General features: G+C 35.5%; 13 protein-coding genes and 1 tRNA gene. All 14 read left to right on the top strand.

What is annotated here, in order from left to right:
• The 14 genes from K8B81_RS18705 (at nucleotide 1) to K8B81_RS18640 (ending at nucleotide 14,305) form a co-directional block, all read left to right on the top strand.
• The gene (locus K8B81_RS18705) at nucleotides 1-1,614 is read left to right on the top strand and encodes a glycoside hydrolase family 3 protein (RefSeq protein WP_223683071.1); all 1,614 of its coding nucleotides are present in this window, start codon (nucleotides 1-3) and stop codon (nucleotides 1,612-1,614) included.
• A 126-nt stretch (nucleotides 1,615-1,740) separates the two neighbouring features.
• Nucleotides 1,741-2,379 (top strand): peroxiredoxin, encoded by a 639-nt coding sequence (locus tag K8B81_RS18700; RefSeq protein ID WP_073416931.1) that lies wholly within the window; start codon nucleotides 1,741-1,743, stop codon nucleotides 2,377-2,379.
• Nucleotides 2,380-2,544: 165 nt separating this feature from the next.
• Nucleotides 2,545-2,853, top strand: coding sequence for a thioredoxin family protein (locus K8B81_RS18695; RefSeq protein WP_031453681.1), 309 nt, complete (start codon nucleotides 2,545-2,547; stop codon nucleotides 2,851-2,853).
• 83 nt (nucleotides 2,854-2,936) lie between these two features.
• The gene (locus K8B81_RS18690; protein WP_008462029.1) at nucleotides 2,937-3,194 is read left to right on the top strand and encodes a DUF6952 family protein; all 258 of its coding nucleotides are present in this window, start codon (nucleotides 2,937-2,939) and stop codon (nucleotides 3,192-3,194) included.
• Between the two features lie 325 nt (nucleotides 3,195-3,519).
• On the top strand, nucleotides 3,520-4,017 hold the full coding sequence (tpx, locus tag K8B81_RS18685; protein ID WP_223683070.1) for a thiol peroxidase: 498 nt from the start codon (nucleotides 3,520-3,522) through the stop codon (nucleotides 4,015-4,017).
• Nucleotides 4,018-4,026: 9 nt separating this feature from the next.
• Entirely contained in the window at nucleotides 4,027-4,401 is a 375-nt protein-coding gene (locus tag K8B81_RS18680) for a diacylglycerol kinase (RefSeq protein ID WP_223683069.1), read from the top strand.
• 20 nt (nucleotides 4,402-4,421) lie between these two features.
• Nucleotides 4,422-6,875 (top strand): DNA translocase FtsK, encoded by a 2,454-nt coding sequence (locus K8B81_RS18675; protein ID WP_223683068.1) that lies wholly within the window; start codon nucleotides 4,422-4,424, stop codon nucleotides 6,873-6,875.
• A gap of 50 nt (nucleotides 6,876-6,925) precedes the next feature.
• The gene (locus K8B81_RS18670; protein ID WP_394370726.1) at nucleotides 6,926-7,573 is read left to right on the top strand and encodes a LolA family protein; all 648 of its coding nucleotides are present in this window, start codon (nucleotides 6,926-6,928) and stop codon (nucleotides 7,571-7,573) included.
• Nucleotides 7,574-7,581: 8 nt separating this feature from the next.
• Nucleotides 7,582-9,036, top strand: coding sequence for an LptF/LptG family permease (locus K8B81_RS18665; protein ID WP_223683066.1), 1,455 nt, complete (start codon nucleotides 7,582-7,584; stop codon nucleotides 9,034-9,036).
• A 2-nt stretch (nucleotides 9,037-9,038) separates the two neighbouring features.
• Complete coding sequence (ribB, locus tag K8B81_RS18660) at nucleotides 9,039-10,169, top strand: 3,4-dihydroxy-2-butanone-4-phosphate synthase (protein ID WP_223683065.1); 1,131 nt, start codon at nucleotides 9,039-9,041, stop codon at nucleotides 10,167-10,169.
• A gap of 1 nt (nucleotide 10,170) precedes the next feature.
• Complete coding sequence (locus K8B81_RS18655) at nucleotides 10,171-10,569, top strand: acyl-CoA thioesterase (protein WP_223683064.1); 399 nt, start codon at nucleotides 10,171-10,173, stop codon at nucleotides 10,567-10,569.
• A gap of 151 nt (nucleotides 10,570-10,720) precedes the next feature.
• Nucleotides 10,721-10,808, top strand: a tRNA-Ser gene (locus tag K8B81_RS18650).
• Nucleotides 10,809-11,069: 261 nt separating this feature from the next.
• Nucleotides 11,070-12,293 carry a site-specific integrase gene (locus K8B81_RS18645; RefSeq protein WP_223683063.1) on the top strand — a complete coding sequence of 408 codons (1,224 nt, stop codon included), beginning with the start codon at nucleotides 11,070-11,072 and terminating at the stop codon, nucleotides 12,291-12,293.
• A 641-nt stretch (nucleotides 12,294-12,934) separates the two neighbouring features.
• Nucleotides 12,935-14,305 carry a Fic family protein gene (locus tag K8B81_RS18640; RefSeq protein WP_223683062.1) on the top strand — a complete coding sequence of 457 codons (1,371 nt, stop codon included), beginning with the start codon at nucleotides 12,935-12,937 and terminating at the stop codon, nucleotides 14,303-14,305.
• Nucleotides 14,306-14,651: the final 346 nt, after the last annotated feature.

Raw genomic sequence — 14,651 nt, 5'->3', positions numbered from 1 at the left:
ATGAAAATGACAGCCGAAGCATTACGACAAAAAATAGGACAATTTTTCTTTCCTGCCGTATTTATCAACGATACCGAAGAAAATATTCAGGAAACCGAACGTTTAATCAGGGATTATAATATTGGCGGACTGACTTTTTTCCATAGTCGTGCGAGCGCTGCAACGAATTACGAAAGCAAGCAAAAAATTGTTTTTAACGATGATAGTTACGAAAAAATTAAAGCGCTGATTGTTCGTTATCAAAAAGCAGCTTCTACCCCACTTTTAATCAGTATTGATGCTGAATGGGGTTTGGCCATGCGCATCGAAAAAACACCGCAATATCCATACGCCATTACACTTGGCGCTTTACCTGCAAACAAATCGAATCTGGTTTATGAAGTTGGAAAACAAATTGGTTTAGATTTAAAAGCAGCCGGAATTCATTATAATTTAGCACCTTTGGCAGACATCAACAACAATCCGAACAACCCAGTCATTGGGTATCGCTCTTTTGGTGAAAACAAAGAAAAAGTAGCCAATTTTGCAGTTGAATATTTAAAAGGAATGTCTGAAGCTGGCGTTTTAGGCTGTCTGAAACACTTTCCCGGACACGGAAATACGAATGTAGATTCGCATTTAGGATTACCGGTTTTAAAAGAAACTTTAGAAGAATTATTAGAAAACGAATTAGTTCCGTTCATCAAAGGAATCGAAAACAATGTCGATTCGATTATGATCGGACATTTGGCTGTTCCAAGCTTAAATGACGGAAAAGATACTTCGGCAACTTTATCAAAAGCCGTGATTCAGGATTTATTGAGAAATAAATTGGGTTACGATGGTTTGGTAATTTCTGATGCTTTAAACATGCACAGCGTTTCGAAATTATACGATGCAAAAGGTCAGTTAGAATGGGAAGCTTTCAATGCAGGAAACGACGTTTTGTGCTTCGCCGAAAATGTACCTGAAGGAATTGAAGCAATCTATAAAAATGCTTCTCCCGACAGAATCTTCGAAAGCTATGACAGAATCATGAATGCCAAAGAAAAAGCGGGAATTTTGTCTGGGAATACTTTTGCTTCTGGCGAATTGAACTTCGAAAAAACATCCCAATTAAATCTTGAAATTGCTCAAAATGCAATTACAAAAATCATAGATAATTCGACTACAGAATTAATCTTTGAAGCACAGAAAAACAATCATTTCGCCAAATTAAGTTTATACAAGAATACAGAAAATGACTTCTTTAAAACCTTAAATTTAAAATTACCATCACCAGAATTTGCTTTTGAAAATTTGGAAGATTCCAATATTTCTGCAATAAAAAAAGAACTTGAAAATTTCGAAACTATTTTGATTTCATTATTTGTTCCAAAGGCAAAGCCAGCAAATAATTTCGAAGTAAATGATGAAGTTTTTGAACTCCTTTCATACTTATTGCAAACCAAAAAATGCATCATTTACGTTTTTGGAAATCCGTATGTTTTACCACTTATTCCAAATCTTAAAAAAGCTTCAGGATTAATTCAGGTATATCAGGATTTTGAAGAATTTCAAAAAACAGCAGGAAAACAATTATTAGAAAATATTTCCTGCGATGGCATTTTACCCGTAAATATTGAAATTCAATAAGTTAAAATTTAAAATAGTCAAAACTTATTAACTTATAAATTTTTATAATCACATCTTATTGTACGAACATATACTTCTGCCCTATTTTTGCATCAGAAATAAATCTTTAATTTTAAAACGAATATTATGTCTTTAGTAGGAAAAAAATTCCCAAGTATTGCAGTAGATGCTATCTCAGAAATGGGTGATAACTTAAAAATCAACATTTTTGAAGAAGCAGTAAACAATAACAAAAAAGTACTATTGTTCTGGTATCCAAAAGATTTCACTTTTGTATGTCCAACTGAATTACACGCCTTTCAAGCTGCTTTACCAGAATTCGAGAAAAGAAATACTATCGTAATCGGAGCTTCTTGCGATACTAACGAAGTACACTTCGCCTGGTTGAACACTCCAAAAAACAATGGTGGAATCGAAGGTGTAACTTACCCTATCTTAGCAGATACAAACCGTAACTTAGCTAACATTTTAGGTATTTTAGATATCGAATCTACAAGCTACAGCGAAGATACTGATTCCGTTATCATCGAAGGTTCAAACGTAACTTACAGAGCTACTTACCTAATTGACGAAACTGGAAAAATCTTCCACGAAAGTGTAAACGACATGCCACTAGGACGTAATGTAAACGAATACTTAAGAATGGTTGATGCTTACACGCACATCCAGACTAAAGGTGAAGTTTGTCCTGCAAACTGGGAAGCTGGTAAAGAGGCTATGACTGCTGACAGAAACAGTACTGCTGAATACTTAAGCGCAAACTAATTTGCAATAACAATATCAATGGCAATTTCAATATTCAATCTTGACTTTGCCATTGAATTTTAAAATTTTCTTCAAAAACAAACAATAATTTCAATTTAAATTCAAATATCAGTACCCTTAAAAATTGATTTTTGACATTGACATTGATATTGAAATTTCAAACTTATGTTAATCGACTTAAACGAAGATACGTTAGCAGATTTAGTTGCTAAAAACGAAAAAGTAGTAGTACAATATTCAGCTTCATGGTGTGGGAATTGCCGTATTATGAAACCAAAATTCAAAAAATTAGCCACAGAAAATGAAGCTATCACTTTTGTTTTGGTTGATGCAGAAAATGCTCCTGAATCAAGAAAATTAGCTAACGTAAGCAACCTGCCTACTTTCGCTACTTTCGTAAACGGACAATTAGTTGGCGAAACCCAGACCAATAAACAAGAAGTTTTAATCGATCTTGTAAACGCAATTGCTTAAATCGATCTTTAGATTTTTAGACTGTTAGATTTTTCGAATCTTATCTAAAAATCTAATCATCCAGCAATCTAAAAATCTAGAAAATGAAATTACCAGTAATAAAGCATTTAACACAATTCATCGAAGAAAACGATCAGGATTATATCATTGAAACGATTGAGGTCCTGGAAGCGATGACCGAAATTCCTTCTCTAAAAGACGAAGAATTAGATGTAATCGGCGAATTGATTTCAAATATGTATGGTGCTCTTGAAGTTCAAAAATTAGTTGCCCAGGGAACTGATAAAAAAGAAGCTTTAAATACGTTTATGAAACGTGTTTTAGGATCGATCGATAAATAATCGAGCCTAATTTTCAAAGAAAACAAAAATCACAACAAGAAAAGCGTTTCAATTTGGAGACGCTTTTTTTTATGACTTAAATATACTTTGGGCGAGCCACCATAACAATCCAAAATTCCAGCTTTTATTCCTACTTTCAAATCACACAATATTATCTAAAAACAAAAGTTATTATTGAATAATTTTAGCAAATATAAAAAGACTGACTGGTGAATTCACACCTATCCAAAAACCGTTCTTAATCTATCCTTAAACGTATAATAAATACTTTTAGATTCAAATTTTAATCCTTACTTTTGAACCTCATTTAATTTAAAACAAAAACATGGCTTCAATAACTTTAGGAGGAAATCCGGTTCATACATCAGGCGAATTGCCGGCAGTTGGTTCACAATTAGCCGATTTCAAATTAGTACAAAATGATTTATCAGTAGCTTCATTAAGCAACTTTGCTGGTAAAAAATTAGTTTTAAATATCTTCCCAAGTGTTGATACAGGAACTTGTGCTACTTCTGTTAGGAAATTCAACGAAAGTGCCGGTAATTTAGATAACACAACTGTTTTATGTATTTCCAGGGATTTGCCTTTCGCTCAAAAACGTTTTTGTGGCGCTGAAGGTTTAGAAAATGTAATAAACTTATCTGATTTTCAGGATGGTTCTTTTGGAAAAACAAATGGCTTAGACATCATTGACGGACCTTTAAAAGGTCTGCTTTCAAGAGCTATCATTGTAGTTGACGAGAACGGAAAGGTCGTTCATACAGAACAAGTTGCTGAAATCGCAAACGAACCAAATTACGAAGCTGCATTAGCAGCATTATAATCCCATTAAATGGAATTTCAAAAAGACAATACTTTTGTTAAAGGCCGACTTAAAAGCGTAACATACGCTTTTAAGGGCGCTTTAAAACTGATCACTACCGAGCATAGTGTCATGGTACAGTTTTCACTTGGGATACTAATGACTATTGGCGGTTTTTATTTTGACATTTCCCACGAGGAATGGCTTTTTCAAATCTTTGCAATTGGTCTGGTACTTAGCGTAGAAGGACTGAACACAGCTATTGAAAAAGTTGCCGATTTTATTCACCCAAGTTATCATGAAAAAATCGGATTTATTAAAGATATTGCTGCCGGAGCAGTATTTTTTGCCGCAATGACAGCAATAGCAATAGGCTTGATTATTTATATACCAAAATTTATATAGGCAAAACAGGATACGCACGAATGGCAAAAACAAAAAAAGAAACTTTAGATAAAAAAAGCGAATCAAAAAACGAAACTAAAAGGTCCTGGAAGTTATCCAAACAACAAAAAATTGTTTTTGGATGTCTTTTGGTATTATTTTCTATTGCATTACTAGTTGCATTTGTTTCTTTTTACATTAACGGGCAATGGCAGACAGATCAAAGTGCTGTTAACCATTTGGATGACCGTACTGAAGTGGTGCAAAACTGGCTTGGGAAATTCGGAGCTTATCTTGCCGATTTAATTGTATATAAAGGTTTCGGAATAGCTTCATTTGTTTTTGTACGTTTATTTTTCCTTACCGGAATGTTTCTGGCATTAGAACTTTCAATCAATAAACTTAAAAACACCTGGTTTTGGGATTTATTTGCTATTATAATTGTTTCAATACTTTTTGGTTTTTTTGCCACATCAGCTCCTGAATTAGGAGGAACAATTGGTTTTGAACTTAATTTATTCCTTCAGGACTATATAGGAAAAACAGGTACTTTACTCACGCTACTTTTCGGATTAATTGTTTATTTGATTTTCAAAATCAAAGTATCCCCTGAAAAAATTCAGTCTTATTTTGATTCTACTAAAAATGAATTAGAATCAGAATTAAAAGCTGTAAAAACCGTTCAAGAACCTGAAAGCGCTTATAACCTGGAAGAATTTGCTATTGAGGAAGAAGAAGATCCTGAATTGGACAATATCCACCTTAAAACCGTTGACTCTCAATTCGAAATCAACAAAGAAGCTTTAAAACCAACTATGTCCCACGCATCAGAAATCGACTTGAATCCAGTTTTAAAGCCGGTTGAAATGAATATAAATCCAGTAACAGAAACACCAGCTCATCATAACGAAGAGTTTGTTATTGAAAAAGCTGAAGAAGAGGATATTATCGAAGAAAACCTGGCGTCTCGTTTGGTTGCTGATTTCGGATTATTTGACCCTACTCTGGATTTATCCAATTATAAATTCCCAACCATCGATTTACTGAAAGAATATTCAACTGGGGGAATTACCATTAATCAGGAAGAATTAGAAGAAAACAAAAATAGAATTGTAGATACACTTCGTAACTACAAAATTGAAATTGCACAGATAAAGGCAACCGTTGGGCCATCTGTAACTTTATACGAAATTGTACCGGAAGCCGGAATCAGAATTTCTAAAATTAAGAGTCTGGAAGATGATATCGCTTTATCTTTATCAGCATTAGGAATTCGTATTATTGCACCAATTCCAGGAAAAGGAACTATTGGTATTGAGGTTCCAAATAAAACCCCAACTATGGTCTCCATGAAAAGCGTTATCGGATCAGCTAAATTTCAGGAAGCAGAAATGGAACTTCCAATTGCGCTGGGTAAAACAATTTCAAATGAAACTTTTGTTGTCGATTTGGCTAAAATGCCACACCTTTTGATGGCTGGTGCTACAGGACAAGGAAAATCAGTTGGATTAAACGCCGTTTTAACTTCGCTTTTATACAAAAAACATCCTGCTGAAGTAAAATTCGTTCTGGTCGATCCGAAAAAAGTGGAGCTTACACTTTTCAATAAAATTGAAAGACATTATTTAGCCAAACTTCCGGATACAGAAGATGCCATTATTACAGACAATGCAAAAGTGGTCAACACTTTAAATTCGCTTTGTACCGAAATGGACAACCGTTATTCTTTATTAAAAGATGCCATGGTTCGTAACATAAAAGAATACAATGAAAAATTCAAGTCGAGAAAATTAAATCCGGAAGCTGGTCACCGATTCCTGCCTTATATTGTTTTGGTAGTAGATGAGTTCGCCGATTTGATTATGACTGCAGGTAAAGAAGTCGAAATTCCTATTGCGCGTCTGGCCCAGTTAGCACGTGCGATTGGTATTCACTTGATTATTGCGACGCAGAGACCCTCTGTAAACGTTATTACTGGTCTGATTAAAGCGAATTTCCCTGCCAGAATTGCTTTCAGAGTAACTTCAAAAATTGACTCAAGAACCATTCTCGACACACAAGGAGCTGATCAGTTAATTGGACGCGGCGATTTATTATACTCCAATGGAAATGACGTGATCCGTGTTCAGTGTGCTTTCATTGATACTCCTGAGGTCGAAAAAATAACCGATTTTATTGGCTCACAAAAAGCGTACGCCACAGCTTATTTACTTCCTGAGTTTATTGGAGAGGAAACTGGCATCAATCTTGATATGGATATTTCCGAAAGAGATACTTTATTCAGGGAAGCAGCGGAGATTATTGTCAATGCACAACAAGGTTCAGCTTCATTATTACAAAGAAAACTAAAATTAGGCTACAACAGAGCCGGTCGTTTGATCGATCAGCTGGAAGCAGCCGGAATTGTTGGCCCTTTTGAAGGCAGTAAAGCCCGTAATGTAAATATCCTAGATTTAAGTGCTCTTGATCAATTTTTTAATAATGAACAAAATTAACCATCATGAAAATTAAAATTCAGGAAATCACAAACAATTCTATTATGAAAATGAGTAAAAAGTATCTGCAAGTAGCAATTTTATTGCTTTTGAGTTTTACTTCTGTTCAGGCTCAGGATAAAAAAGCCAAGGATTTATTGAACCAGGTAACCGCCAAAATTAAAAGCTATAATAACATTTCTATTGATTTTAAATATTCCTTAAATAACACAAAAGAAAACATCAATCAGGATAGTAAAGGAAATGTGATCATGAAAGGAAATCAATATGTATTGAATTTTATGGGGGTCACTAAAATATTTGATGGCCAAAAGACATACACAATTGTACCAGAGGACGAAGAAGTTACTATCTCTAAAGTAAACGAAAAGGATGACAATGCTATCACTCCTTCAAAAATGCTGACTTTTTTTAATTCCGGATACAAATACACCATGGATATTGTACAAAATGTCAAAGGAAGAAAAATCCAATATATCAAATTAGTACCAACCACCGGAAAAGATCAAAGAAAGGAAATTCTTTTAGGTATTGATGCTCAGACAAAACACATTTATAATTTGATTGAGACTGGAAAAAACGGAACAAAAACAACTTTAACCGTTAATTCTTTTAAAACCAATCAGCCTTTATCAAAAAATCAATTTACCTTTGTAGCGAGTAAATACCCGAAATACTACATCAATAAATTAGATTAATTACAAGGTTGAAAATTTTAGACAAATACTTACTAAAAACATTCCTGATTACATTTACTACGGTATTTGTAATCCTTTTTTTTATATTCATTCTTCAGACAGTCTGGCTTTTTATTTCTGAACTTGCCGGCAAGGATCTGGATTTGATATTAGTTGTAAAATTCCTTCTTTTCTCCATGCCGAGAATTATTCCGCTTGTTTTGCCTTTATCTGTTTTATTAGCTTCGATAATGACTTTTGGAAATCTGGCAGAAAACTATGAATTTGCAGCCATGAAATCTTCAGGCATTTCTCTTCAGCGTGCGATGAGAGTACTGATTATTTTCATTTTCTTACTAAGCATTGTGGCTTTTTGGTTCTCTAACAATGTAATTCCATATGCGGAATACAAATTTGTCAATTTCCGAAAAAACATTGCTCAGGCTAAACCTGCCATGGCAATTGCAGAAGGTCAATTTAATGATGTTGGTTTTTATAACATTAAAGTAAATAAAAAATCAGGGGAAAACGGGAATATTTTAACTGGCGTTACCATTCATGAGAAACCTTCAAATATGGGGGAAAACAAAACGGTTATAAAAGCTAAAAACGGAGAATTAATAAGCAGTGAAAAATCCAGTATATTACAATTAGTCCTTAACGATGGTTATTATTATCAGGATGTTACCCCAAAAAAGTATGAAGACAGGGCTAAATTACCTTTTGTAAAAGGAGCTTTCAAAAAGCAGATTATCAATATTGACCTGTCTGAATTAAACAAAACCGATACTGAAAACGAAAACATCAACAGCACCAGCAGCATGCTGAATGTTAACGAATTGCGTTACACACTCGACTCTCTAAATAAAAGCAGAGACAATGAAGTTATATCCTTTACCGAAAACATAAATCAACGGGTCGGACTATCCAAATTTGCTACAGTTTCAAAAGTAAAAGATAAAAAAAAGTCATTACCTGACAACCTCTTATCCCTTTACGACACTAAGCAAAAAAAGGCGATTTTAGATATGGCAAGCAGTAATGTCACAAGTACTATTTATTCTATTGAATCCACTCAAAAAGAATTAAAAGACAAACAACGCGATATAAACAAACACATAACAGCCCTTTATGAGAAATTTGTTATTGCTTTTGCCTGCTTTTTAATGTTTTTTATAGGGGCGCCTTTAGGGGCAATTATTAGAAAAGGAGGACTTGGTTTGCCAATCGTTTTTGCAGTCTTAATTTTTATTACATTCCATTTCATTAATACCTTTGGAAAAAGACTTTCGCAAGAAGGAGGTATGAGTCCTTTTATGGGAGCATGGATGTCGTCCTTTATATTATCCCCTTTAGCTATTTTATTGACGTATCGTGCCACAAATGATAATGGCTTGGTCAACTTTGATGCGATTACAACACCTGTCCAACAACTATTTCAGAAAATTTCCGAGCGTTTTTTCCCCGCTCAAAACAATAAATAATTATGTCAACAAAAATACAATTGAATACCATTGAGGAAGCTATAGAAGATATTCGTCAGGGCAAAGTCATCATTGTTGTCGATGATGAAGATCGTGAAAACGAAGGTGATTTTTTGGCTGCAGCCGAGAAAACAACTCCGGAAATGATCAACTTTATGGCTACTCACGGACGTGGCTTAATTTGCACCCCTCTTACTGAAAGCCGTTGTAAAGAACTAGATTTACGACCAATGGTAACTAACAATACGGATCATATGGAAACTGCTTTTACCGTTTCAATTGATTTAAAAGGAAATGGCGTTACTACAGGGATTTCAGCATCAGACAGGGCAAAAACAGTTTTATCCTTAGTAGATCCCAATACGAAACCACATGAATTAGCCCGCCCGGGGCATATTTTCCCTTTGGTCGCCAAGCAAGGAGGCGTTCTAAGAAGAACAGGCCATACTGAAGCAGCTATAGATTTTGCAAGATTAGCCGGTTTTAAGTCTGCTGGTGTTATTTGTGAAATTTTAAACGAAGACGGAACAATGGCACGTTTGCCACAGTTGGTTGAAGTGGCTAAAAAATTCAATTTAAAATTAGTTTCTATTGAAGATCTGGTTGCCTACAGAATGCAGCACGACAGCCTTATCGTTAAAAAAGAAGATTTTGATATAGAGACCCGTTTTGGAACCTTCAGGCTGAGAGCTTACGAGCAGACGACCAATAAACAAATACACATTGCCCTGACTAAAGGAACCTGGAACTTAGGAGAATCCATCTTAACACGCATTCATTCCTCTCAGGTCAATAATGACTTACTTGGTACTTTGACCAACAATGTCGATCAGCAATTAGATGATATGTTTAAGATCATCAATGAAGACGGAAAAGGAGCTGTGGTTTTTATCAATCAGGATATGACTGCTGTCAATCTTTTAAACCGTATTTCGGAATTAAAAACTTTGCAGGCAGAAGGCACCATGAAAGCACCTAAAGTAGTTATTGACACAAAAGATTACGGAATAGGAGCCCAAATTTTGCACGATCTCGATATTTCCAAAATCAGATTAGTTTCTAATACCCAGCAAACCAAACGTGTTGGTATGATTGGTTACGGGCTAGAAATTACAGAATATGTAAACTATTAATATGGGAACTTTAGAAGAAAGAATTATAAAATCCGAAACCCGTATTTTTAAAGCTGTTTTTCCGAGTACGACCAATCATTATGATACCTTATTTGGAGGAACGGCACTTCATCTCATGGATGAAGTTGCTTTTATTTGTGCTACAAGATTCAGCAGAAAAAAAGTGGTAACCATTTCCACCGGTCAAATTGATTTTAAAAAAGCAATACCGGCCGGAACCTTAATCGAATTAGTTGCAAAAGTAATCAGTGTAGGAAGAACAAGCTGTAAAATTCATGTTGATATTTTCATGGAGCAGATGTATTCTGAACTTCGCGAAACGGTAGTTTCAGGAACTTTTTCGTTTGTTGCGGTTGATGAAAACAAAAAACCAACACCGATTTTAGACGATTTAGAATAATCTTTAAAAAATTTACACTTTCATAAATACTGATAATTAGATACTTGAAAATCGATCCAAAAAAGTTTTAAAAAAACTTCAAAAAAAGTTTTGATAACCGAAAAAGCGTCTTATATTTGCACTCGCAATCAGCAAATGAGAGCAACATACTGGAGAAATGGCAGAGCGGTCGAATGCGGCAGTCTTGAAAACTGTTGACTGTAACAGGTCCGGGGGTTCGAATCCCTCTTTCTCCGCCAGTAGAAGTTTCAAAAGAAACTTTAAAAGTCAAAAGCCTTTAAACACTAGTGTTTAAAGGCTTTTTCGTTTTTGCACACTTTTCAAAAAGCACATGTTTTATCAAAGAATGGTTACCCTATTAGTTACCCAGCTTTTTTTGAGGTAATTTTTCTCAAAAATGGGTAACTAAAAAGAAAGAATTCCCGGGGAATTCCCTGCTACCAATGGGCTCTCTTAAAATTTTTAATTCAATTTGATTATTAATTTTAAAACTAGATAACATGTTAAAAGTAATTTTTTACCAGAAATCCGACAGAGTAAACAAGAACGGCGAATCTCCAATCTATGCCCGTTTGAGTTACAATGACAAACAAATTTCAATGTCAACCGGGCAAGCCATTTCAAAAGAAAGATGGACCAGCACTAATAACCTTAGAAACCAGCTTAAAATTGAAAAGGAAATAGTAATCAAAAATCTACTTGATCTTTTCCAACTTAATGCAGCCAAAAAATTTACTGAACTCTTCAGAATTGATCCTGAGGTTAATCTTCAATTATTAAAAGCTGAACTCACAGGAAAAGTCAAAATCGACCAGCCTAAAGGCCCAACCATAATTGAGATTATGGACACTTACACCTTATTTTTTACCAAAAGAGTAAACTCAGGAGAGCGCGCACCAGCTTCTTTGCAGAAGTATAAAAGAGCAAAAGACTTGCTTTTGAGTTTCATCAATAACAACTATAAAAAGGAAGACTTGCCAGCATCTGAGATATCAAGCTCATTTGTATTTAAACTGGAGCAGTTCCTTAAATACGAAAGCAGTTTTAAAGAACAGACAGGCATCAAAAACAATTCGGTGGTAAAGTATATGAAAATGTATAAAACTGCCTGCAATTATGCCATTAAAATGGATTTGATCATAAAAAACCCATTCAATATTTATGACGGCAGGCTGAGCGTAAAAGATGCTGTTTTTCTAACCCAGCAGGAACTGAATACAATCGAGAATAAAATATTTCCAACGCCTCGTCTGGAAAAGGTTAAGGACATATTTCTTTTCAGCTGCTATACAGGATATGCACCTGTTGATGCCTTGGAGCTCACTGAAAGAAACTTATCTGCAGATTCAAATGGAAATTTGTGGATTATGACCAGCAGAGCAAAAACTGCTATTAGAGCCAATGTTCCGGTACTGCCTACCATTGAGAAAATTATTTCTAAATACAAAAATCAGCAGAAAGGTCTTATCCCTAAAATTTCCAATCAGAAAATGAATGCCTATCTAAAGGAAGTTGCTGATGTCTGCGGCATAAACAAACACCTTACCTGGTATGTTGCCAGACATACTTTTGCCACTACAGTCACTCTAGGAAATGGAGTAAGACTTGAAAACGTATCTGCTATGATGGGGCATACCAACACCAAACAGACTCAGCATTATGCGAAAGTTTTGGATGTGAATATAATGGAAGATATGGAGAAACTGAAATCTAAGTTTAAGTAACATGCGCTTACCAAGAGACTTCTGAATCTGAAGTCTCTTAAAAAGCTTTAATCCATTTAGAATAAAAAAGTAAATTAAAACACATTATATATTTTGCATTACATTTCCAATTGTGTCCACAGTGCGGACACAATTTAGCTGGACACAATATAAACTCCTGCTATCTATTGATAATGAAGAAAAAAGAGAGCTCTATATTGCTGAAAGCCTTAAAAACAATTAGACATAAGACCGCCAGCTATAGCTACAAGTAACAGTTTATCTATCAGATTTTCTACTTCTATCAGAAACAGCAGTTCCTGCATTATCTTTATTAGCATATTTAAATGAAATAGTAGCATCTACATAAACTTATATTTATATCAGCATTAAAAGCTAATATCAACACAACTCTAAAAGCTAATATTGATACATCACTAAAAGCTAATATTGGTACAGCATTAAAAGCTAATATAGAAACAACATTAAAAGCTAATTATTATCTTTGTAAAAAAACAATGGCAACACCATCAGAAAATCTCGCAGCATCTTTACAGGTACTCCAAGAACTACAGCAGACTGGAATCATTGCAATTCCCTCGCGTTTAATTACACGCACGCACAGAGAACGTCTTGTAAAAAAAGGTTTTCTGCGTGAGGTGATGAGGGGATGGTACATAACTTCACGACCGGATGAAACTCCCGGAGAAAGCACCTCATGGTATGCCTCGTATTGGAATTTTGCCGGATCTTACCTCACGGAAAGATTTGGCAGGGAGTGGTGTCTCTCTCCTGAAGAATCAGCCAAGATACATGCAGCAAACCTAACAGTTCCAGCTCAGCTACTAGTACGAGCGCCGCAGGGACGAAATCAGATAACAAATCTGCTACATAATACTGCAATTCTTGAAGTCAGGTCAAATCTTCCCGAAGAAAACCAGACAATCACAGACAAAAACGGACTTCGTCTTTACGGTACTTCAGCCTGTTTAGTAAATTTACCCGAGAACTTTTACCAGCAGAATCCAACTGATGCCAGAACACTTCTTTCGACATTCCGAGACGGCACAGAAATACTGGCATTGCTTCTCGACGGCGGGAAGAGTGTAGTTGCGGGACGAATTGCCGGAGCATTCAAAAACATTGATCGTCCGAAAATTGCCAATGATATTCTAAATGGAATGAAAGCGGCAGATTATAACGTACGTGAACTAGACCCTTTTACGCACAAAAGCCAGATTATATTTTCACAGCGCCAGATTTCACCCCATGTAAACCGAATGGAACTGATGTGGAACGAAATGCGAGAAGAAATCATAAAAATCTTTCCTCCCGCACCAGGTCTTCCAACCAATCAAGCCGCGTATCTAAAACAAGTTGAAGATAATTACATCAATGACGCCTACAACTCATTATCCATAGAAGGATACCGAGTTAATACAGAACTGATTGAAAGGGTACGCAGCGGCACATGGCAGCCCGATGTCAATGAACAAGACAGACAGACCCGTGATGCAATGGCGGCCAGAGGCTACTGGCAGGCTTTTCAAATGGTTCAAAAAACAATTGAAGCAATACTGGGTGGTACAAATCCGGGAACTGCCGCAGATAATGATCATGCCACTTGGTACAGAGAAATGTTCGCACCAAGCGTAACAGCAGGTATTATAAAACCATCTGATCTGGCCGGCTACAGAAATCAGCCGATTTACATACGCGGCTCAAAACATGTTCCTCCTGCAATGGAAGCCGTAAGAGATCTTATGCCAGCATTTTTTGATCTGTTAGCAACTGAAGAAAATGCAGCAGTACGAGTTGTGCTGGGACATTTCTTTTTTGTCTTTATACACCCTTACAGTGACGGAAATGGAAGGATTGGCAGATTCCTAATGAACTCCATGATGGCATCGGGTGGCTATCCGTGGACCGTTATCCCGCTCGAAAAAAGAGCCGAATATATGGTATCTCTAGAAAGTGCAAGTGCCGGAGGCGATATCATTCCTTTTGCTTCATTCATAGCTTCACTGCTATAAAAAACAATTGAAATTGCCACAATCTTAGGAAACAATAAAATCAGTAAAATTAAGTTCTTCTAAGCTTAGGTTCTAAACTGTGTTAGCTTCAGTAATCGTTAACGATTTTATCTGAGTTTGAAAATATGAATCTCAATGAGGCTGTCCCAAAAGGGCAGCTTCTTTCGTTTGTTGATAATGTTTCTTTTTAAGCAGCTATTTGATATAATTGTTCATATTGGTCAATTTTGATAAAAACAGCATTTTTTGACGTTTTAAAATCGCATGAAAATGTTTTTTGGAAGTTATTATATTGTTTTCTGCTCAATTTTCGAAGATTATGGGCAAGCGCCATCAGTCCAAATTC

This window comes from Flavobacterium hibisci (genome assembly GCF_020026925.1).
Taxonomy (GTDB): domain Bacteria; phylum Bacteroidota; class Bacteroidia; order Flavobacteriales; family Flavobacteriaceae; genus Flavobacterium; species Flavobacterium hibisci.
This window is presented reverse-complemented; position numbering and strand designations above follow the sequence as displayed.